Source organism: Streptomyces kryoterrae (genome assembly GCF_054072135.1).
The window spans coordinates 9,639,470-9,658,317 of sequence record NZ_CM133358.1 but is presented as its reverse complement, the minus strand read 5'-3'; the positions used below and the strand labels follow the sequence as shown (position 1 = coordinate 9,658,317).

Annotated in this window: 16 protein-coding genes and 1 riboswitch; of the genes, 9 read left to right on the top strand and 7 right to left on the bottom strand. The window is 70.2% G+C overall.

Annotation, left to right across the window (positions count from 1 at the left end; genetic code table 11):
• Window positions 1–48 precede the first annotated feature (48 nt).
• The 5 genes from ACW4TU_RS43265 to ACW4TU_RS43245 all read right to left on the bottom strand — a co-directional run bounded on the left by ACW4TU_RS43265 (window position 49) and on the right by ACW4TU_RS43245 (window position 4,095).
• The gene (locus tag ACW4TU_RS43265; protein ID WP_457422744.1) at window positions 49–165 is read right to left on the bottom strand and encodes a putative leader peptide; all 117 of its coding nucleotides are present in this window, start codon (window positions 163–165) and stop codon (window positions 49–51) included.
• Window positions 166–313: 148 nt separating this feature from the next.
• Window positions 314–1,039 (bottom strand): GNAT family N-acetyltransferase, encoded by a 726-nt coding sequence (locus ACW4TU_RS43260; RefSeq protein ID WP_457422742.1) that lies wholly within the window; start codon window positions 1,037–1,039, stop codon window positions 314–316.
• Between the two features lie 126 nt (window positions 1,040–1,165).
• Window positions 1,166–2,191 carry an ABC transporter substrate-binding protein gene (locus ACW4TU_RS43255; RefSeq protein ID WP_457422740.1) on the bottom strand — a complete coding sequence of 342 codons (1,026 nt, stop codon included), beginning with the start codon at window positions 2,189–2,191 and terminating at the stop codon, window positions 1,166–1,168.
• Between the two features lie 90 nt (window positions 2,192–2,281).
• Window positions 2,282–3,067, bottom strand: a complete 786-nt coding sequence (locus tag ACW4TU_RS43250) for an amino acid ABC transporter ATP-binding protein (RefSeq protein ID WP_457422738.1) — start codon at window positions 3,065–3,067, stop codon at window positions 2,282–2,284.
• Window positions 3,064–4,095, bottom strand: a complete 1,032-nt coding sequence (locus ACW4TU_RS43245; protein WP_457422736.1) for an amino acid ABC transporter permease — start codon at window positions 4,093–4,095, stop codon at window positions 3,064–3,066. The genes ACW4TU_RS43250 and ACW4TU_RS43245 overlap by 4 nt, the downstream gene beginning before the upstream one ends.
• Before the next feature lie 645 nt (window positions 4,096–4,740).
• Window positions 4,741–4,850: riboswitch (SAM riboswitch) on the top strand.
• Window positions 4,851–4,878: 28 nt separating this feature from the next.
• Between ACW4TU_RS43245 and ACW4TU_RS43240 the strand changes: the two genes are divergently transcribed.
• The 7 genes from ACW4TU_RS43240 (at window position 4,879) to ACW4TU_RS43210 (ending at window position 12,367) form a co-directional block, all read left to right on the top strand.
• Window positions 4,879–5,001, top strand: coding sequence for a putative leader peptide (locus tag ACW4TU_RS43240; protein WP_457422734.1), 123 nt, complete (start codon window positions 4,879–4,881; stop codon window positions 4,999–5,001).
• A 204-nt stretch (window positions 5,002–5,205) separates the two neighbouring features.
• Window positions 5,206–6,837: an ABC transporter substrate-binding protein gene (locus tag ACW4TU_RS43235; protein ID WP_457422732.1), complete on the top strand. Its 1,632-nt coding sequence runs from the start codon at window positions 5,206–5,208 to the stop codon at window positions 6,835–6,837.
• 3 nt (window positions 6,838–6,840) lie between these two features.
• Window positions 6,841–7,800 (top strand): ABC transporter permease, encoded by a 960-nt coding sequence (locus ACW4TU_RS43230; RefSeq protein ID WP_457422730.1) that lies wholly within the window; start codon window positions 6,841–6,843, stop codon window positions 7,798–7,800.
• The gene (locus tag ACW4TU_RS43225) at window positions 7,797–8,726 is read left to right on the top strand and encodes an ABC transporter permease (protein WP_457422728.1); all 930 of its coding nucleotides are present in this window, start codon (window positions 7,797–7,799) and stop codon (window positions 8,724–8,726) included. Before ACW4TU_RS43230 ends, ACW4TU_RS43225 begins: the two co-directional genes overlap by 4 nt.
• Window positions 8,723–10,441: a dipeptide ABC transporter ATP-binding protein gene (locus ACW4TU_RS43220; protein WP_457422726.1), complete on the top strand. Its 1,719-nt coding sequence runs from the start codon at window positions 8,723–8,725 to the stop codon at window positions 10,439–10,441. The genes ACW4TU_RS43225 and ACW4TU_RS43220 overlap by 4 nt, the downstream gene beginning before the upstream one ends.
• Window positions 10,438–11,262 (top strand): DUF1684 domain-containing protein, encoded by an 825-nt coding sequence (locus ACW4TU_RS43215; protein ID WP_457422724.1) that lies wholly within the window; start codon window positions 10,438–10,440, stop codon window positions 11,260–11,262. Before ACW4TU_RS43220 ends, ACW4TU_RS43215 begins: the two co-directional genes overlap by 4 nt.
• 64 nt (window positions 11,263–11,326) lie before the next feature.
• Window positions 11,327–12,367 (top strand): LLM class flavin-dependent oxidoreductase, encoded by a 1,041-nt coding sequence (locus ACW4TU_RS43210; protein WP_457422722.1) that lies wholly within the window; start codon window positions 11,327–11,329, stop codon window positions 12,365–12,367.
• A 604-nt stretch (window positions 12,368–12,971) separates the two neighbouring features.
• Here ACW4TU_RS43210 and ACW4TU_RS43205 read toward each other — a convergent pair.
• Together ACW4TU_RS43205 and ACW4TU_RS43200 are read right to left on the bottom strand one after the other, a co-directional pair.
• On the bottom strand, window positions 12,972–13,397 hold the full coding sequence (locus ACW4TU_RS43205) for an alcohol dehydrogenase catalytic domain-containing protein (RefSeq protein WP_457422720.1): 426 nt from the start codon (window positions 13,395–13,397) through the stop codon (window positions 12,972–12,974).
• A 25-nt stretch (window positions 13,398–13,422) separates the two neighbouring features.
• Window positions 13,423–15,069 (bottom strand): rhamnogalacturonan lyase B N-terminal domain-containing protein, encoded by a 1,647-nt coding sequence (locus tag ACW4TU_RS43200; RefSeq protein WP_457422718.1) that lies wholly within the window; start codon window positions 15,067–15,069, stop codon window positions 13,423–13,425.
• Between the two features lie 253 nt (window positions 15,070–15,322).
• Between ACW4TU_RS43200 and ACW4TU_RS43195 the strand changes: the two genes are divergently transcribed.
• The gene (locus ACW4TU_RS43195; RefSeq protein ID WP_457422716.1) at window positions 15,323–16,054 is read left to right on the top strand and encodes a DUF6250 domain-containing protein; all 732 of its coding nucleotides are present in this window, start codon (window positions 15,323–15,325) and stop codon (window positions 16,052–16,054) included.
• On the top strand, window positions 16,047–18,809 hold the full coding sequence (locus ACW4TU_RS43190) for an exo-rhamnogalacturonan lyase family protein (protein WP_457422714.1): 2,763 nt from the start codon (window positions 16,047–16,049) through the stop codon (window positions 18,807–18,809). Before ACW4TU_RS43195 ends, ACW4TU_RS43190 begins: the two co-directional genes overlap by 8 nt.
• The last annotated feature ends 39 nt before the right edge of the window (window positions 18,810–18,848 follow it).

Below are 18,848 nucleotides of genomic sequence, written 5' to 3'. Positions count from 1 at the left end.
AGAGAGCCGGCCCTCGTACGTGAAGGGTGCGGCTGTGAGAACTCCAGGTCAGGAGCGACAGAGCGCGCCGGCCACGCGCAACAGGTCGATGTGCGCCCGGGAGTACAGGTACAGGCGGCGGGGCGGGACGGGTTTAACGGCGCGGTGACGCGACACTGGACGCATCCGACTCACCTCCGTCATTCCGGCCCGGTGAACCCGGGTTCTTTCTCGACCTGGCGCTCGCGGGACCCGTAGGGCTGCCGTTCACGCGTCAGCAGTCACAACCGCACGGCCATGCCTTTTCTTCCGGTTGTCCGGTGTCCTGCTCTTCCTACTCCGCCCTGCCCGGCGTGCGTACGAGCGCGAACCGGGTGCGGCGGCGCAGGGTGAACCCGATCGACTCGTAGAGCCGGATCGCGTTGGTGTTGGCGGCGGCAGCGTGGAGGAAGGGGGTTTCGCCGCGTTCCCTGATGCCCGCCGCGACCGCGCGGACCAGTCGGGTGGCCAGGCCCCGGCCTCGATGGTCGGGGTGGGTGCAGACCGCGCTGATCTCGGTCCAGCCCGGTGGGTGCAGGCGTTCGCCGGCCAGGGCGATCAGCCGCCCGTGGTCCCGGATTCCGAGGTAGGTGCCGAGCTCGACGGTCCGGGGCAGGAAGGGACCCGGCTGGGTGAGGGCGACCAGGTCGAGCATCTCGGGTACGTCGGCGGGGCCGAGCCGTACGGCCTCGGGTGCGGGTTCGGCGTACAGGGCGGTGTCGACCAGCTGGACGCCGTCGCCGATCTGCTCGACCTCCCAGCCGTCGGGTACGGCCTGGACCGCGGTGACCGGGATGACGTTGCCGGGTCCCACCAGTGCGGCCAGGTCGTCCCAGGCGCGGGGGTCGGCGGGGTCCTCCAGCGCGGCGAACGGGGACACGTCGATAGGGTAGCGGGCGGCCCGGCCGACGCGCTCGGCGAGATGGGCGTGCGGGCCCGTCAGCGCGGCCCAGGCGGCGTTGTCCAGGATGTGCGGTTCCGTCGGGCTCGGGGACGTGGCGTGGTGGACGCTGATGGACATGTCGGTGCGAGTCTCCGTATCTGGAACGCATATCTGGAACGCAGGTCTGGAACATGTACTTGGAACGCGGTCGGGCGCGGCCGGGACTCCGCCGTGGCACGGCGGAGTCCCTGTGACGGGTGACGGTCAGGAGTTGTCGAGCGGCAGCCCGGGCGGGTTGATCTGGGAGGTGCTGACGGCCTCGTTGGACAGGTTCCAGGCGGCGAGCCACTTGGCGTACTGGCCGTCCTTGATCAGCTGGTTGATCGCGTCCGCGACCGGCTTGGCCAGCCCGCTGTCCTTCTTCGCGGTGGCCGCGATGAGACCCTGGAGAGTCTCTCCCGCACCGGAGAACTTGCCCGCGTTGCGGGTCGGGTTGGGCGTCTTGGCGACCTGGGTGATGTGGTATGCGATACCGGGGTTGGGGCCGAAGTAGGCGTCGATCTTCCCGCTGGACAGCGCCAGGTAGACGCTGTTGTTGTCCTGGAAGTACTTGACGGTGAGCTTCTTGCCCTCCTTCGCCAGCTTCGCCTTCCACTCCAGCAGGATCTTCTCCTGGTTGGTGCCGGCGCCGACGGAGACGGTCTGGCCGGCGAGGTTCTCGTAGTTGCCGTCGAAGTTCCAGGTGCTCTTGTTCAGCACCTCGAAGGCGAGGTTGTCCTGCCGGTAGGAGGCGAACTCGTACTTCTTCTTGCGCTCCTCGGTGTCGGTGACGTTCGAGAACGCCACGTCGACCTTGCCGCTGTCGATCCCGACGAACAGGTTCTCCCAGGTCGAGTTCTTCACCTCCGGCTTCAGTCCGAGAACCGCCGCGACCAGTCGGCCGAGGTCGGGCTCGGCACCGGTGAGGGTCTTCTGGTCGTCGCCCACATACGCCAGCGGCGGGAACCCGGCGGGCAGCGCGCCGACACCGATGACCAGCTTGCCGCTGTCGGCGACCGCCTTGGGCAGCTCGGCGCTGATCGACTTCACCTCGGTGACCTTCAGCTGGGTCTCCTTGGCGGCACCGTTGGAGAGGGCGCCGACGGTGACCGTCCCGGCCGGCGCGCTGTCGGTCTTGGTGGCGGCGTCGCTGTCGCCCCCGCACGCGGCGAGTCCCGCGGCGAGGGAGACGACGGCTGCGGAAGCGGAGACGCCGCGGAGGAATCTGCTGCGGAGGCTGAGGGTGCGCATGGTTGTCCTTGGTTTCCTTGTCGGTTGTGCGGTGAGGGTGTGGGGGCGGTCCGGGCGGACCGCGAGCTTGGGGAGGAGCACCCTGTCGGGTCAGAGGACCTTGCTCAGGAAGTCCCTGGTCCGCTCCTGTGTCGGGTGGTCCAACACCTCGGCGGTCGGGCCCTGTTCGACGATCAGGCCGCCGTCCATGAAGACGACCCGGTCGGCGATCTCACGAGCGAAGCCGATCTCGTGGGTGACGATGACGAGGGTGGTGCCACTGCCGGCCAGGTCCTTGATGACGGCCTGCACCTCGCCGACCAGTTCGGGGTCGAGGGCGGAGGTCGGCTCGTCGAAGAGGATGACTCCGGGGCGCAGGGCGAGGGCACGGGCGATGGCCACGCGCTGCTGCTGGCCACCCGACAACTGCCGTGGGTAGGCGGCCACCTTGTCGGCCAGGCCGACGCGGTCCAGGAGTTCCCGGGCGAGTTCGGCGGCCTGCGCCCTGCCGAGCTTCCCGGTAGCCACCGGGGCCGCGGCCACGTTGTCCAGCACGGTCAGGTGCGGGAAGAGGTTGAAGTTCTGGAAGACGAAGCCGATACGGCTGCGCTGGGTGAGGATCGCCCGCTCGCTGAGCTCCTTCAGACGGTCGCCGTGCCTGCGTACGCCGATCAGCTCGCCGTTCACGCTGACATGGCCGATCTCGGGCTTCTCCAGGTGGTTGATCACCCTGAGCAGGGTGGACTTGCCCGAGCCGGACGGGCCGAGGATCACGGTCACCTCGCCGGGCCGCACGGTCAGGTCCACGCCGTTCAGCACCCGGTGAGCGCCGTACCACTTGTGCACATCGTGCACCTCGACGGTGGCGGCCGTGTCGTCGAGTGTCCCGGCGGTCATACGGCGGCCTCCTTGCGGATGCGGGCCCGGAGGTCGGTGACCCCGGTCCGCAGCTTCTGCAACGGCGTCGGCGGCAGGGTGCGGGTGGCGCCCCGGGCGTAGTACCGCTCGACGTAGAACTGGACGACGGACACGATGCTGGTCAGGATCAGGTACCAGACGGTGGCGACCAGCAGCAGCGGCACGATGTCGCCGGGGTAGGTGCTGCCCATGCTCTGCACGCTGCCGAAGAGGTCGAGCAGGGACACGTAGAAGACCAGCGAGGTGCCCTTGATCAGGCCGATCAGCTGGTTGACGTAGTTCGGGGTGATGGAGCGCAGCGCCTGCGGGAAGACGATCTTCGCGAACTGGTAGCGCTTCGGCAGTCCGAGGGCGGAGGCAGCCTCGTGCTGGCCCTGGTCGACGGAGAGAATGCCGCCGCGGACGACCTCTGCCGCGTACGCCGCCTCGTTGAGGCTGAGGCCGACGACGGCGACGACCATGTCGGTGGCGAGCCGCGACTCGTCGAAGGTGAAGAACGCCGGGCCGAAGGGGACGCCCAGGCTCAGCGTCTGGTACAGCGCGCTGAAGTTGTAGAGGAAGAGCAGGACGACGATGAGCGGCACCGAGCGGAACAGCCAGATGTAGATCCAGCTGACGGCGCGCAGTACGGGGCTCCTGGAAAGCCGTGCCAGGGCGAGGAAGATGCCGCCCAGCAGGCCCAACACCGCGCTGTAGAGCGTTACTTCGAGGGTGATGAGCAGGCCGTCGAGGATCGTCGGGCGCAGGAACCAGTACTGGAACCGGTCCCACTGGTAGAAGGGGTTGGTCGCCAGCCCATGGACGATCTGGGCGACCAGTACGAGGACGACGGCCGTGAGGATCCAGCGGCCGGGACGCCGGATCGGGAGGACTCGCTGCGCGGCCGGCGGCCCTGGTGCGGCGGGGCTGTCGGAGGTGTCTCGGGGCTCTGGGGTGTCGGGGCGGGGTATCGCCTCGGCGGGCGGCGCTGATCCGGAGGACACAGCGACGCCGGGAGTTTCGCTCATGGAGGGCTCCAGCGGTTTTGGACACCCAGGACCGCGGAGGGCGGCAGCACCGCGCCGCCCGGGAGCGGCTCGGGGCACGAGACGACACACGGGTACACGCGGAACGGAGGCTGGGCAGGGAGAGGGCACACCGCGAACGCGGTGGTCGTCAGTCAGCGAAAGCCCGGGACTCGGAGGCTCGCAGATTCAGAAACAGGGACTCAGGAAACCGTCAGCCTCGACAGAGGGTGCGGCAAGTGGCCGTACAGAGCGCGCTGTTGACACGGAGCAGGTCGACGGAGCGGTCCGTGCACAGCAGGACGTGGCTGAGGCGCCGCTGTGCGGCCGTCCCATCAGCTGCGTACATCGCTGTCACCATCACTTCTCCGGCCCTGAGGCATCTCGGTCTGCGCCGCAAGTTAGGCATGTCCCGACAAGGGATGTCAATGCGAGTGACCATCAGGTGAGACGACAACTCGGCCACCCTGACCACGAGGTATCGGTATCCGGTGGACCACCCCATGATTCACGATCGGCGTCGGACTGCGGCTTCTCGACCGAGTGCGGTGACGAGCCGCGATTCCGCACAGGTGATTCGCCGCCGCGCGTTGTCAGCCCGCCTCATGACATTGACGAGTCGCGGCGGCGATAGGTAAAATTTCAACTGGCATTGAGTGTCAGCGTCAAGCCCTGGCTAGCTGACCGGCAACCCTCCGACGCGGTGGGGTGCTCCAGGTGAAAGCCCGGCCGGGTCGCCGACCCGGCAAGCGCGTGGCCCCTGGCAGGGGCCCGGGACATGGAGGAATGAGCGTGCGCCACAGCAGCGTCTCGACCCCCTCCGTCGCTGCCGTGGCGGCGCTTTCCCGGTTCTCCCGGCGACGCCACATCGACCTGCAGCGCATCTCCAGTTGTCTGTGTCGCGGCTGACCACGTCCCACAGCTGACTGTCGGCATTCACCGCCGGCACCTCCGGGTTCGAGCCCGCAGCGGACTTTCCCACTTTCCCTTCTGGACCTCTTCCTTCGCCTCTTCACGCGGTGTCGCTGTTTCCTGGGCGCGACTCCGTCTACGCATCTCCATTGGTCCGCACATGCCCGTGCGCGCCGACTTTCGAGTAGGAGAAACCTTTCCGTGACAGCGCATCCGGATTCCCGCCCCGGCCCCGGCCCCCGATGGGCCGCGTTGACCGCACTCCTCACCACCAGCGTGCTGCTGACCTCGTGCTCGTCCGGCGGCGGCAGCAGTTCGAGCGGCGACAGCGGCCGGCCGACGTCCGGCGGCACCCTGTCCTTCGCGGTGGGTTCCGACTCCGGCTGCGTCGATCCCCAGCAGGTCGCCAGCAACGAGACCATCTACTCGCTGCGTCAGATCGTCGACTCCCTGACCGACCAGGACCCGAAGACCGGCAAGATCGTGCCGTGGCTGGCCAAGAGCTGGGACGTCAGCCCGGACACGACGACCTTCACCTTCCACCTGAGATCGGGTGTCACCTTCAGCGACGGGACACCCCTGACGGCGCAGGCGGTCAAGGACAACTTCGACGCGGTGCCGAAGCTCGGCGCCCTGGGGACCCTCGCCCAGGGATACCTGAGCGGCCTGGAGAGCACGACCGTCGTCGACCCGCTCACCGTGCGGGTGAAGTTCGCACAGCCCAACGCCCAGTTCCTGCAGGCCACTTCGACGTTCTCGCTGGGCATCGAGTCCTCGGCGAGCGCGAAGAGGTCCCCGCAGCAGAAGTGCAGCGAGGGAATCGTCGGCAGCGGCCCGTTCACGCTGAAGCAGTACGTGCAGAACCAGTCGATCACCCTGGCCAAGCGCGCCAAGTACGCCTGGGGTTCCTCGCAGTGGAGCAAGGAGGGCGAGGCCTACCTCGACAAGGTGGTGTTCAAGGTCGTACCCGAGGCCGGGGTGCGCACCGGCAGTCTGCAGTCCGGGCAGGTCGACGCGATCAGCAGCGTCGCCAAGGCCAACGAGGCGGCGCTGCAGGGCGGCCAGGTGAACCTGTTGCGACGGGCCAACCCGGGCAACGTGTTCAACCTGGGGCTGAACAACTCCCGCCCCGTGCTGAAGGACGTGAAGGTGCGTCAGGCGATCCTGTTCGCCATCGACCGGCAGCAGATCGTCGACGCCGTGTTCCCGACCGGCACCCAGCCGGCCACCAGCATCCTCGCGCACACCACACCGGACTACACGAACCTCGGTGCGGATCTCACCCACGACGCGGCGAAGGCGAAGTCCCTGCTGGACGCGGCCGGTTGGAAGGCCGGCAGCGACGGCATCCGGACGAGGAACGGCACCAGGCTGAGCCTGAACGTCACCTGGTTCGCCAACGCGGCCACGAACCAGCCCGCACTGGAGCTGATCCAGCAGCAGCTCAAGGACGTCGGCATCGAGATCGTGCTCAAGGAACGGCAGATCACCCAGTTCGCCACGACGCTGCAGGCCGGTGACTTCGACGCGGTGTGGGGCAACATCACCCGCGCCGACCCGGACATCCTGCGCAGCCAGTTCTCCACGAAGCTGGCCAACTTCTACCACCTGCCGGCGAGCCCGCTGGACTCACTGCTGACCCAGCAGGCGGCGACCACCGACGCGGCCAAGCGTGAGCAACTGGTCGACCAGGCACAGCAGTTGATTGTCCAGAACGCCTATGTGGTGCCGGTGGTGGAGCTGCAGACCCAGCTCGGGGTGTCGAAGAAGGTGCACAACCTCGACTTCGAGGCCTCCAGCCGGATCCAGTTGCACGACACCTGGGTCGGATAGGGCATGCGCCGCTATGTGATCAAGCGCGTCGCGCAGGCGCTCGGGGTGCTGTGGGCGGCCTACACGGTCTCGTTCCTGGTGCTGGACCTCCTGCCCGGTGACCCGGTGTCGGCGATGGCCGGCGCCGGGGCGGACTCCGGGCAGGTCGATCCGGCACAGCTCGCCAGGCTCCGGCACGAGTACGGCTTCGACAAGCCGGTGCTGGTGCAGTACGCCGACTATCTCGGCAAGGCGGTGCGCGGGGACTTCGGCGACTCGGTCTCCACCGGCCGTCCGGTGACCTCGACCCTGGGCGACGCGCTGCCGCAGACCCTGGCCCTGACCGGTACGGCGCTGTTGCTCGCGGTGCTCCTCGGCGGCGGTCTCGCGGTGCTGGCGACCTACACCTCACGGCGGTGGCTGCGGCAACTGCTGCTGTCGTTGCCGCCGTTGGGTGTGTCGGTGCCGACCTTCTGGGTGGGACTGCTGCTCGTCGAACTGTTCTCGTTCCGGTTGCGCTGGTTCCCGGCGTTCGGCAACGACGGGTTGCGGGGACTGGTCCTGCCGGCGCTGACGCTGGCGATCCCGACCGGCGCGCTGGTCGCACAGGTGCTGGCCAAGAGCCTGCTCACGGCCCTGGACCAGGCGTATGTGGAGACCGCGCGGGCCAAGGGCTCCGGACCCTGGCGGATTCACCTGCGGCACGCGCTGCGCAACGCGTCACTGCCGGCGCTGACGGTCGTCGGGCTGCTGGCCGGGCAGCTGATCGCCGGTTCGGTGGTCGTGGAGACCGTGTTCTCCCGCGACGGCATCGGCCGGGTGACGGCCGCCGCGGTCACGGCCCAGGACCTCCCGCTGGTGCAGGGGGTCGTGGTGTTCGGGGCGCTCATCTTCGTACTGGCCAATCTGATCGTCGACCTCGTCTATCCGCTTCTCGACCCGCGGATCGTCGTGGCCTCCGGCGGCAAGGGGAGGTTCGCATGAGTCAACAGCCCCTCGTCGACGATGTCGCCACCGGCACCGCGCTCGGCCTGGCGCGTCCGGTCGAGCCCGGCATCGGCCCGAAGACCGGGCGAGGTCGCGAACCTCGGCGCGTCCTGCGGTTCCTCGTGCGCCGGCCCGGTCTGCTGGTGTCGGTTCTCGTGGTGGTCCTCGTGGTGCTGGCCGCTTTCCGGCCGGGTCTGTTCACCTCGCAGGACCCGTTGCGCGGGGTGCCGTCGCAGAACTTCAGCGGCCCGAGCGGCGCACACTGGTTCGGCACCGACGAGCTGGGACGCGATCTGTTCTCGCGGGTGGTGCACGGTGCCCAGCTGTCGTTGAAGGCCACTCTGATAGCGGTGGCGGTCGCCTTCGTGGTCGGCGGTCTGATCGGTCTGGTCGCCGGGTTCGTCGGCCGCTGGGTCGACGACGTGCTGATGCGCTTCGTCGACGTACTGCTGTCGATCCCGGCGCTGTTCCTGTCCCTGGCGCTGGTCACCGCGCTGGGCTACGGGACGGTGAAGGTCGCGGTCGCGGTCGGGGCCGCCAGCGTCGCCGCCTTCGCCCGGGTGACACGCGCGGAGGTGCTGCGGGTGCGGCAGGCGGTCTTCGTGGAGGCGTCCCGCTCGTGCGGGTCCCGCTGGTACTCGGTCCTCGGCCGGCATGTGCTGCCCAACGCGGCGGGCCCGGTGATCGTCCTGGCCACCCTCGACTTCGGCACCTCCGTCCTGGCCGTGTCGTCGCTGAGCTTCCTCGGCTACGGGGCGCCGCCCCCCGCGCCGGAGTGGGGCACGCTGATCGCCGACGGGCGCAACTACCTGGGCAACGCCTGGTGGCTCACCGCACTGCCCGGTCTGGCGATCGCCGCGACCGTGCTGGCAACCAACCGCATCGCGCGAGCGCTGGACGGCGAATGGTCCCGACAGCGATGACCGGCTCCACGAGTGACGACCCCGGAACGGGTGGCAACGTGACGAACGCACGGGAACCGCTGCTGGAGGTGCGAGGCCTGACGGTGTCGTACCGGACCAGAGGCGGCACCGTACCGGCCGTGCGGGGCGTCGACCTCGACGTGTGGCCGGGCCAGGTGACCGCGGTGGTCGGCGAGTCCGGATCCGGCAAGAGCACGACCGCGCACGCGATCGTCCGGCTCCTGGCGGCGAACGGCGGAATCGAGGCCGGGACGGTCCGCTTCGGGCGGCACGACCTCGCCGCGCTGTCGGAGCCGGAGCTGCGGACCGTACGCGGTGCGCAGATCGGCCTGGTGCCCCAGGACCCCACGGTGTCGCTCAACCCGGTCAAACGCATCGGTGAACAGGTCGCCGAGGTGCTGCGCATCCACGGGCTGGCGACCCGCCGCTCCGCCCCGGCGGACGCGATCGCGATCCTGGACCGGGCCGGGCTGCCCGACGCCGCCACCCGTGCCCGGCAGTACCCGCACGAACTGTCCGGGGGGATGCGGCAACGCGCCCTGATCGCCGTCGCCATCGCGGGCAGGCCCAAGCTGATCATCGCGGACGAGCCGACGAGCGCGCTGGACGTCACCGTGCAGCGGGTCATCCTCGACCATCTCCAGCACCTCACCGAGGAGTTGGGCACGGCGGTGCTGCTGGTGACGCACGATCTCGGCGTCGCCGCCGACCGGGCGCAGCGGATCGTCGTCATGTCCGAGGGACGGGTCGTCGAGGCCGGTCCGACCCGTGACATCCTCGGCAGTCCGCAGCACGAGTACACCCGGCGGCTGCTGGCGAGCGCGCCGAGTCTGGCCACCGCACGCCCCCGGGTCACGGTCACGGCCCCGTCCGTTCCCGGGACGGCGCCGCTGGTCGAGGTGCGCAACGCGGTCAAGGAGTTCCGGCTCCCCCGCGCCGCCGGCTCGGCCCGCACGCTGCGCGCGGTCGACGACGTCAGCTTCACCCTCCACCGGGGCCGCACGCTGGCCCTGGTCGGCGAGTCCGGTTCCGGGAAGTCGACCACCGCCCGGCTGGTGCTCCGGCTGACCGACGCGACCTCCGGCCGCATCGTGTTCGACGGCGCCGACGTCACGACCGCGGGCGGGGCGCAGGCAAGGCAGCTGCGCCGCCGGGCCCAGCTCGTCTACCAGAACCCGTACGCCTCGCTGGACCCCCGGTTCTCCATCGGCGAGGTGATCACCGAGCCGCTGCGCGCGTTCAAGGTCGGCGACCGTGCCTCCCGGCTCGCCCGGGCGGGCGAGCTGCTCGAACGGGTCGCGCTGCCCAAGTCGACGCTGGAGCGCCGCCCGGCGGAACTGTCCGGCGGCCAGCGGCAGCGCGTCGCGATCGCCCGGGCCCTGGCGCTCTCCCCCGACCTGGTGGTGTGCGACGAACCGGTGTCCGCGCTCGACGTGTCCGTCCAGTCCCAGGTGCTCGAACTGCTCGCCGAACTGCAGGCCGACACCGGGGTGGCGTACCTGTTCATCTCGCACGACCTGGCCGTCGTCCGCCAGATCGCGCACCACGTCGCCGTGATGCGCTCCGGCCGGGTCGTCGAGACGGGGACCGCCGAGGAGCTCTTCACCCGCCCGCGCCACGAGTACACCCGCGAGCTGCTCGCGGCGATCCCCGGCGGCCGTCACACGACGGCCGCGACCGAACCACTCGAAGAGGAAGAGAAGGAAAACGCATGACCGTTCAGGACACCACCGCAGACCTGTCCGTCTTCACCCACGACTGGCAGGAGTGGCACACCGGGCAGGAGGCGCGGCTCGCCGACCCGCACGGGTTCCTCGCCGTCACCGGCCTGCACTGGCTCGCAGACGAGCCGCAGCGCTTCCCGGACGCGCCGGGCGCATGGTCGACCGGCGCCGACGGGGTCGTCGTGGTCCTCGACGACGGTGAGGAACTGGTCGTCGACGGCGCTCCCGTGCACGGCGAGCACCGCTTCGGGGTGCTCCCGGAGCGCGGCGGGGTCAACGCCGTCTGGGGTGACGCCGTCATCGAGGTGGCCAAGCGCGGTGGACACGACATCGTCCGTCCCCGGCACCCGGACAATCCGCTGCGCACCGCGTTCACTGGCACGCCCGCCTACGCGCCGCACCCCCGCTGGGCCGTGACCGGCCGTTACACGGCCTTCGACGAGCCGCGGCCGACGACCGTGGGCGCGGCGGTCGAGGGTCTTGAGCATGTGTACGACGCACCGGGCCGGGTCGAGTTCGAACTGGACGGACGGCCGCTGGCCCTGACGGCGTTCCCCGGACACGGCCCGGGCAGTCTGCTGGTGCTGTTCACCGACGCGACCTCCGGGGTCACCACCTACGCGGCCAACCGGGCCCTCTCCCTCGGGGCGCCCGCCGCCGACGGCACGGTCGTCCTGGACTTCAACCGGGCGACCAACCTGCCCTGCGCCTACACCGACCTGGCCACCTGCCCGCTGCCGCCGGCCGAGAACCGGCTGCCCGTGGCGATCGAGGCCGGGGAGAAGCTCCCCCGCGAGCGCGGCGGGTCCTGAGCACCCGGCGCCACCGAGACGACCCCGCCCCGACCAGGACCGGACCAGGACGGAAGAACGCCGTATGAGCACCCCCGCGATCAGTTCGCTGGCCTTTCTCACCCCGGGCAACTTCGCCGACGACGACCCGTACACGGGTCTGGAGGAGACGCTGCAGCTGTTCGAGTACGGCGAACGGCTCGGTTTCGACGGCGCGTGGATCAGACAACGCCATCTCGAACACGGTGTCGGTTCGGCCGCGGTCTTCCTCGCCGCGGCCGGTCAGCGCACCGAGCGGGTCGAGCTGGGGACCGCCGTCATCCCGATCGGGTACGAGAGCCCGTTCCGGCTCGCCGAGGATCTGGCGCTGGCCGATGTCCTGTCCCGCGGGCGGCTCCAGGTCGGTCTGAGCACCGGCATGCCGCACGCCGAACTCCTCGGCGACCTGGTGTACGACGGGGACTGGCGTGCCTTCGACCTGTCGTACGGCAGGATCGCCCGCGTCCTCGACCATCTGCGCGGCGACTACCTCGGCGGCCCGGACACGGTCATCCAGTCCCCGGGCAACACCCAGCGGCCACGCCTTCAGCCGCACAACCCGGGCCTGGTGGACCGGGTCTGGTACGGCGGCGGCAGTCTGCGTTCGGTCCGGTGGGCCGGCGAGCACGGTCTGAACCTGCTCAGCGGCAACATCGTCACCGGCGAAGGCACCGACGACTTCACCACGGCCCAGCTCGCCCTGCTCTCCGAGTACCGGCGCACCCTCTCCGGGGAGCGCCCGACACGGGTGGCGCTGGGCCGGGTGATCGTGCCCTTCGACAGCGCGGACACGTCCGCCCGGGCCCGCTACCGGGAGTACGCGGCGAGTCGGCACGCGCGAACCCTGGCACCGCAGGGCCCGAAGCGGATCCTCTTCGCCCCGGACGTGGTCGGGACGGCGGAGCAGATCCTGGAGCAGCTGGCGGCGGATCCCGTGGTCGCGGCCGTCCCGGAGCTGCGGCTGGAGCTGCCGTACGAGTTCCACCGGGCCGACTACGAACAGATCCTGCACGACGTACGACACCTGATCGCACCCGAACTGGGCTGGCGGCACGACTCCGCGCTGCTGCACGAGGCGAGCCGATGAGGGCCGTTCCGCAGGAGCCGCCCGTGCGGCTGGAGATACACGCCCGTGAGCCGTGCGCCGACGGTCATCGCTTCGCCGGGGGTGGGGCGTACGAAGTGATCACCGCCAAGGCCCACTACTCGGTCGATCCGGACGCGCCCGCCCACGGCTCGGTCACCGACCTCGCGCTCGCGCCTCGTGACAGCGCGGGCAGGGTGCGGTTCAGGGGGGACGTCGAGATCCTCCGGCCGGTCGACGGAGGGCGGCGGCGCCTGTTCTTCGACTGGGGCAACCGTGGCAACAAGCGGGCCGTGCAGTACTTCTGCGACGCCCCGCACACCAATCGCCCGCGCACGCTCGGCGACGCCGGCAACGGCCATCTGATGCGGCGCGGGTACACGGTGGTCTTCGGCGCGTGGCAGGGCGGCCTGCTGCCCGGCGACGGCCGCCTGCTGCTCGACCTCCCGGTGGCGACGGACGACGGAGAACCCGTACGGGGCCTGACAACAGCCGAGTTCATCGTGCAGGAGCGGACACTGTCGCTTCCGCTGTCGCGCTGGACGAGTACGCGGGCCGCCCCGGTCAGCGAGGCGGGCGAGCCCACCGCGCGGCTCGCCCGGCGGCGCTACCCGCGCAGCCGGCCGGCGTCCGTGAGCACGCCGTCGGCGGTCGGATACACGCACGGCACGCCCGCCGCGTGCGCCAACGGGAGTCCGTCCACCGGCCGGACGAAGGCCGCGTCGCTCACCGCGAACTCGGCGTACCCTCCGAACGCCGGAAGGTAGGCGGCGACCCGCTCGCCGACGGCCGGCCGGCTCGCCCCGCTGCCGAGGGCGATCACCGTGCCGGAGACCTCGAGGCCGGGCACGTCGTAGCCGCCGGGACCGTCGGGCCCGCCGAACTCACCGCGCCGATGCTGCACTTCGGCGAAGTTCACCCCGGCGTACGCGACCTCGATGAGTACCTGGCCGGGTCCGGGCGCGGGTCTCGGCACCTGGATCTCGTCCTGGACCTCCGGTCCGCCGTTCGCCCTGAATCCGTATGCACGCATGTGTCACCTCTTCCCCTTCATGTCCTCAGAGCAGGTCGAGGGCGTCGAAGCCGTAGCTGGGACTGAGGTAGCCCCCGCCGCCCGCCGAACCGCTGGCGGCGTCTACGCGCAGGGTGTTGGTGCCGGTCAGCAACTGGGCGGCGGGGATGACGTATTCGTACGTGTGGTTGTTGCCGCGGTAGCTGCCGACGGTCAGGGTCCGGGTGGACGGCTCGGTGGCGGCTGCCGGGATCGCGGAGGTCCACGTGTTGTTGACGGTGATCTGGGGGCGACCGCCCGCCTTGGCGGTGGTGATGCCGATGCGCAGGGTGCGGTCGGCGGCGGCCTGGGCGGCGGTGAGGGTGAAGGAGATGAGCAGGCCCTGGTTGATCTCCTTGAACTGGTAGGCGGGCCAGGCCGAGGCCGTCGAGCTGCCGATGACGTAGGTGCCGGCGGTCCAGGGGGCGGCGCGGGAGTCGGAGGGGTGGGCGTAGGTGACGAGGGACGCGTTCTTGAAACCGGCCGGGGTGCCGTTCCAGTCGCCGACGCGCCAGATGGCGGTGTCGGCGGCGGGGTCGCCGGTGATGGTGATGGTGTGCAGGGTCGTGGCGGCGCCCGCGGTGACCGTCACGTCCTGGGTGTGGACGGCGAGTTCACCCTTGTGGACGGTCAGGGTGTAGGTGCCGGGAAGAACACCCTTGACCGTGTACTTGCCGGTGGCCGCGTCCACCTTCCCCCAGTACTGGGCCTCGGAGTTGGCCACGCCCACGACGTAGGGGTACGAGGTGTCCCGCCCCGCGAGCCCGTTGCCGACGATCCGCCCGCGACCGCTCGCGCCGGTCCAGCCGGTGAGGCCGAGGGCGTCCACCCAGGCGGTGTTGTCGCGCCCGGACACGGCGGCGGTCGGCGCCGACCCGTCGGTGAAGGCGAGGACGTACGGGCCGTGCAAACCGAAGCGCTCGGGCTCCGTCTGGCCTTCCGCGTAGTAGAGGTGCTCGTAGAGTCCGGCGCCCGACTCGTTGCCGTGGCGCAGGAGTTGGCGGACGAAGGGGCCGCCGGAGTCCTTCTCCTTGTTGGAGCGCACGACCCAGATGGAGGCGGCGGAGGCACTGAAGCCGAAGTAGTCGTAGTCGATGGTGCGCAGGTTGGCGAAGTGCTTGGACCGGGTGGTGCCGTCGGCCTTGGCGAAGACGTCGGCGGACTCGATGACGGTGTCGGAGTTGGACCAGGTGTCCGGGTAGGTGGTGGGGAAGACGCCGGGCTTGAGGCGCGCGATGTAGCGGCTGGCGGTGACGGAGGTGTCGGGCTTGTAGGTGAACAGGTAGATGTTGTTCTCGCCGCTGCGCGCCGCGTAGTAGTGGATCAGGGCGCCGTGGACGACCTTGACGAGGACGACTCCGGTGGCGGGCGTGGAGATGGTGACCGTCGAGGCGCCGAGGCCGCTCTCGATGTGGGAGTTCTTGCCGTCGTAGCCCTGGTACTGGGTGCCGTTGTAGGCGAAGGACGAGAGGTCGCCGTTGCTGTGGTTGACCTTGAAGACCAGGCCGGCTCCGGTGTCGACGACGTAGTTGGTTCCGTCGTCGGTGTAGCCGAAGCTCGCGGCCCTGGCGGTGACGGGGGTGGCGAGGGCCAGGGCGAGTCCGGCCGCCGAGGCGAGGACGGTACGGCGGGAGATCGGGCTGTCGAAAGACATGCGGACAACTCCTGTGGCGCGAGGGGGGTTTGGGGAGGGGTGCGCCCCAGCCTGCCCGTCCGAGCGGCTCCGCACGAAGATCGACGGCCGATGATCATGAAGTTGTAACAGCACGTCACACTGGGTCCCAACATGCGGGATTCGACGGCGAATCGGCTTGATCGTGAACGCTTCTTTTCACTTCTGTGGCATTCACTGATGGGAAGGGTTTGTTTCCGTACGCTTCCGGTCGTCCACAGAAAGGGATCTTCCGATGCGCTACACCTGGGCCACCGTCGTGGTGAGCCTCGCCGCCGCGTTCACCACCGCCCTGTCCACCGGTGCCGCCGCCACACCGAGCGGTCAAGGCCCTTACCACCACCGCCAGTTGCTGGCCGGCGACGACTTCCGGCACGGCACCGGCCAGTGGGCGGCCGAGCTGGAGAAGGGCGGTAGCGTCACGGCGAAGCACGGCGTGCTGGACGTCGACGTGCCCGCCGGGGCGTCGGTGTGGTTCAAGCGGCCGTTCTCGGGCCGGTACGAGATCGACTTCACGGCGACCCCCGTCTCGGCGGGCGGCGTCAACGACCGGGTGAGCGACCTCAACTCCTTCTGGAACGCCCGGGATCCGAAATCCCCGGAGAGCCTGTTCGCCACGACCCGCAGCGGCGCCCTGGCCGACTACGACCAGCTCACCACGTACTACGCGGGCCTCGGCGCGAACTCCAACACCACCACCCGGCTTCGCCGTTACGTCGGCGTGCCGGGCTCCCGGCCGCTGATCTACGACTACACCTCGCCGCTGCTCACCGCGAACGAGCCCAACCGCGTCCGGCTGGTCTCCGACGGCAAGCACATCCAGTACTGGGACAACGGCGAGCTGGTCTTCGACTACACCGACGAAGACCCCTACACCAGCGGCTGGTTCGCCTTCCGTACCACCTGGAGCCACTTCCACATCACCGACTTCCGCGTCTGGCGCCTCCAGGGCGGTCACCGTGGCTGAGATGTCGCGCAGAGACGCCCTCAAGGCGGCAGCGGTCACCGTCGCGGCGACCCAGCTCTCCTGGGCGCTCGCCGCCGACCCGGCCGCGGCAGCCCCGGCCGGAGCCACCGCCGTCGACCCGGTGAAGCTCACCTGGCTGGAGGGCGGCACCCCCGCCGGGACACCCGGCACCACCTTCGGCGTGGCCTGGCCCCAGGGCGCGCTCCGCGCCGACCAGCCCTTCGCCCTCACCGCCGCCGACGGGACGGCCGTCCCCGTGCAGTCCTGGCCCACCGCCCACTGGCCCGACGGCACCCTGAAGTGGACCGCCCACGCGGTCGGCACCACCACCGGGCCCGCCGAGAGCTACACCCTGGCCCCGGGCACGCCCGCCGAGGCCGACACCGCGCTCACCGTGGACACCAAGGGCGGCACGATCGACGTCGACACCGGCGTCATCCAGGTCAGCATCGCCAAGTCCGGCGCCCACGACGTCATACGCGGCATCAAGCGCGGCGACGCCAGGATCGCGAACAAGGCCGAACTGGTCGTGCTGCGCCAGCCGGAGATCGACGACGACCTCGACGGCAGTGGCGCCGGCGCCCGCTGGGAGCGCTTCACCGGCCGCGTCCACTCCGTCACCGTCGAGCAGTCGGGACCGGTACGCGCCGTCATCCGTATCGAGGGCGAGCACGAGCGCGGACGCCGCTCCTGGCTGCCCTTCGTCGTCCGCCTCTACCTGTACGCCGGGTCCGAGGCGATCCGTGTCGTCCACACCATCACGTACGACGGCACACAACAGGCCGGCAAGGCCGGCGGCGACTTCATCAAGGGCCTGGGTCTGCGCATCCGCGTCCCCCTCTCCGACGAGCTCTACAACCGGCACGTCCGCCTCGCCGGCGCCGACGACGGCTTCCTCACCGAGGCCGTCCAGGGCATCACCGGTCTGCGCCGCGACCCGGGCGCGGCCGTGCGCACCGCGCAGGTCAAGGGCGAGAGGCTGCCGGACATCTCCACCTGGGACACCCGGGTCTCCTCCGCCCTCCAGTACGTCCCGGCCTGGGGCGACTACTCCCTCGCCCAGCTGTCGGCCGACGGCTTCACCGTCCGCAAGCGCACCAGGGCCGGCCACGGCTGGATCCATACCACCGGCGGCACCCGGGCCCCCGGCTTCGGCTACGTCGGCGGGATCAGCGGCGGACTCTCCTTCGGCCTGCGGGACTTCTGGCAGAAGCACCCCGCCCAGCTCGACATCCGCGGAGCCGCCTCCGACGAGGCGACCGTCACCCTCTGGCTCTGGTCGCCGGAGGCCCAGCCGCTCGACCTGCGCTTCTACCACGACGGCCTCGGCCAGGACACCTACGACGAGCAGACCGCCGGGCTCAACATCACCTACGAGGACTACGAACCCGGGTTCGCCACCCCGTACGGCATCGCCCGCACCTCCGAGCTCTACCTGTGGGCCAACGCCGCCACCCCGACGGCCGGCACGCTGGTCGCCCAGAAGGACGCGCTGACCGCCCCGCCGCAGCTCGTCGCCGCCCCCGAGACCCTGCACAAGGCGGGCGTCTTCGCCGGACTCTGGTCCCCGGTGGACCGCTCGACCACCGCCAGGAAGACCGTCGAGGACCGCCTCGACCTGCTCTTCGCCTACTACCGGGACCAGCGCGAACAGCGCCGCTGGTACGGCTTCCTGGACTACGGCGACGTCCAGCACACCTACGACCCGGCCCGCCACACCTGGTGCTACGACGTCGGCGGCTACGCCTGGGACAACTCCGAGCTCTCCACCGACCTGTGGCTCTGGCTGGCCTATCTGCGCTCCGGGCGGGCCGACATCTACCGTTTCGCCGAGGCCATGACCCGCCACACCGGCGAGGTCGACGTCTACCACATCGGGAAGTGGGCGGGCCTGGGCACCCGGCACGGGGTCCAGCACTTCGGCGACAGTGCCAAGCAGGTCCGTATCTCGACGCCCGTCTACCGCCGCCTCTTCTACTACCTCACCGCCGACGAGCGCACCGGCGACCTGATGCACGCCCAGGTCGACGCGGACGAGACCTTCCTGAGGCTCGATCCCAACCGCAAGGTCCGCACCGACGGCTACAGCCCAGGGGACCGCCACGCCCTGTCCATCGGCTTCGGCACCGACTGGAGCGGCCTCGGCTGGGCCTGGTGGACGGAGTGGGAGCGGCGCGGCCCCAAATGGCAGACGGCGAGGAAGAAACTGCTGGCCAGCGCCTCGACGATCGCCGCACAGCCCAACGGCTTCGTGCAGGGCAGCGGTCTGTACGACCTCGACACGGGAGCCTTCGCCATCCAGACCGCCCCCGTCATCGCCGTCTCCCATCTCTCCGCGAGCTTCGGCCTGCCCGAGCTGGCGGCCGAGCTGATCGGCGCTCTCGACGAGAGCGACATCCCGGGCTTCCGGGCCGCCTGGCTGGACTACTGCCGCTACTTCAACGCCACCTCCGCCGAGCAGAAGGCCCGCTACGGCGCGAGTTTCAAGGTGAGCCTGGTCCAGGGCCACTCCCGGCTGGACGCGTACGCGGCGAGCCGGACCGGCGAGGCCGCGCTGGCCACCCGGGCCTGGAACAAGTTCACGACGGGCGACGGCTATCCGGACGCGAGCACCTCATGGGCGACCACGAGGATCGACGGCCCCACCGTGCTCAACGCCGGCACCGACGCCCCCTGGATCAGCACCAACTCCACGGCGCTGTACGGTCTCGCGGCCATCGAGAACCTGGCCCTGGTCGGTGACACGCCGAACTGAGCCAGGGCCGGCGCAGGGGGTGTGCCGAGGGTTACCCGC

Excerpts from the sequence above, each read along its gene's own strand:
- ACW4TU_RS43225 (WP_457422728.1), top strand. The coding sequence starts at position 7,797 with ATGAGTCAACAGCCCCTCGTCGACGATGTCGCCACCGGCACCGCGCTC.
- ACW4TU_RS43245 (WP_457422736.1), bottom strand. The coding sequence starts at position 4,095 with ATGAGCGAAACTCCCGGCGTCGCTGTGTCCTCCGGATCAGCGCCGCCC.
- ACW4TU_RS43210 (WP_457422722.1), top strand. The coding sequence starts at position 11,327 with ATGAGCACCCCCGCGATCAGTTCGCTGGCCTTTCTCACCCCGGGCAAC.
- ACW4TU_RS43255 (WP_457422740.1), bottom strand. The coding sequence starts at position 2,191 with ATGCGCACCCTCAGCCTCCGCAGCAGATTCCTCCGCGGCGTCTCCGCT.
- ACW4TU_RS43230 (WP_457422730.1), top strand. The coding sequence starts at position 6,841 with ATGCGCCGCTATGTGATCAAGCGCGTCGCGCAGGCGCTCGGGGTGCTG.
- ACW4TU_RS43215 (WP_457422724.1), top strand. The coding sequence starts at position 10,438 with ATGACCGTTCAGGACACCACCGCAGACCTGTCCGTCTTCACCCACGAC.
- ACW4TU_RS43200 (WP_457422718.1), bottom strand. The coding sequence starts at position 15,069 with ATGTCTTTCGACAGCCCGATCTCCCGCCGTACCGTCCTCGCCTCGGCG.
- ACW4TU_RS43220 (WP_457422726.1), top strand. The coding sequence starts at position 8,723 with ATGACCGGCTCCACGAGTGACGACCCCGGAACGGGTGGCAACGTGACG.
- ACW4TU_RS43205 (WP_457422720.1), bottom strand. The coding sequence starts at position 13,397 with ATGCGTGCATACGGATTCAGGGCGAACGGCGGACCGGAGGTCCAGGAC.
- ACW4TU_RS43265 (WP_457422744.1), bottom strand. The coding sequence starts at position 165 with ATGCGTCCAGTGTCGCGTCACCGCGCCGTTAAACCCGTCCCGCCCCGC.
- ACW4TU_RS43195 (WP_457422716.1), top strand. The coding sequence starts at position 15,323 with ATGCGCTACACCTGGGCCACCGTCGTGGTGAGCCTCGCCGCCGCGTTC.
- ACW4TU_RS43250 (WP_457422738.1), bottom strand. The coding sequence starts at position 3,067 with ATGACCGCCGGGACACTCGACGACACGGCCGCCACCGTCGAGGTGCAC.
- ACW4TU_RS43240 (WP_457422734.1), top strand. The coding sequence starts at position 4,879 with ATGAGCGTGCGCCACAGCAGCGTCTCGACCCCCTCCGTCGCTGCCGTG.
- ACW4TU_RS43260 (WP_457422742.1), bottom strand. The coding sequence starts at position 1,039 with ATGTCCATCAGCGTCCACCACGCCACGTCCCCGAGCCCGACGGAACCG.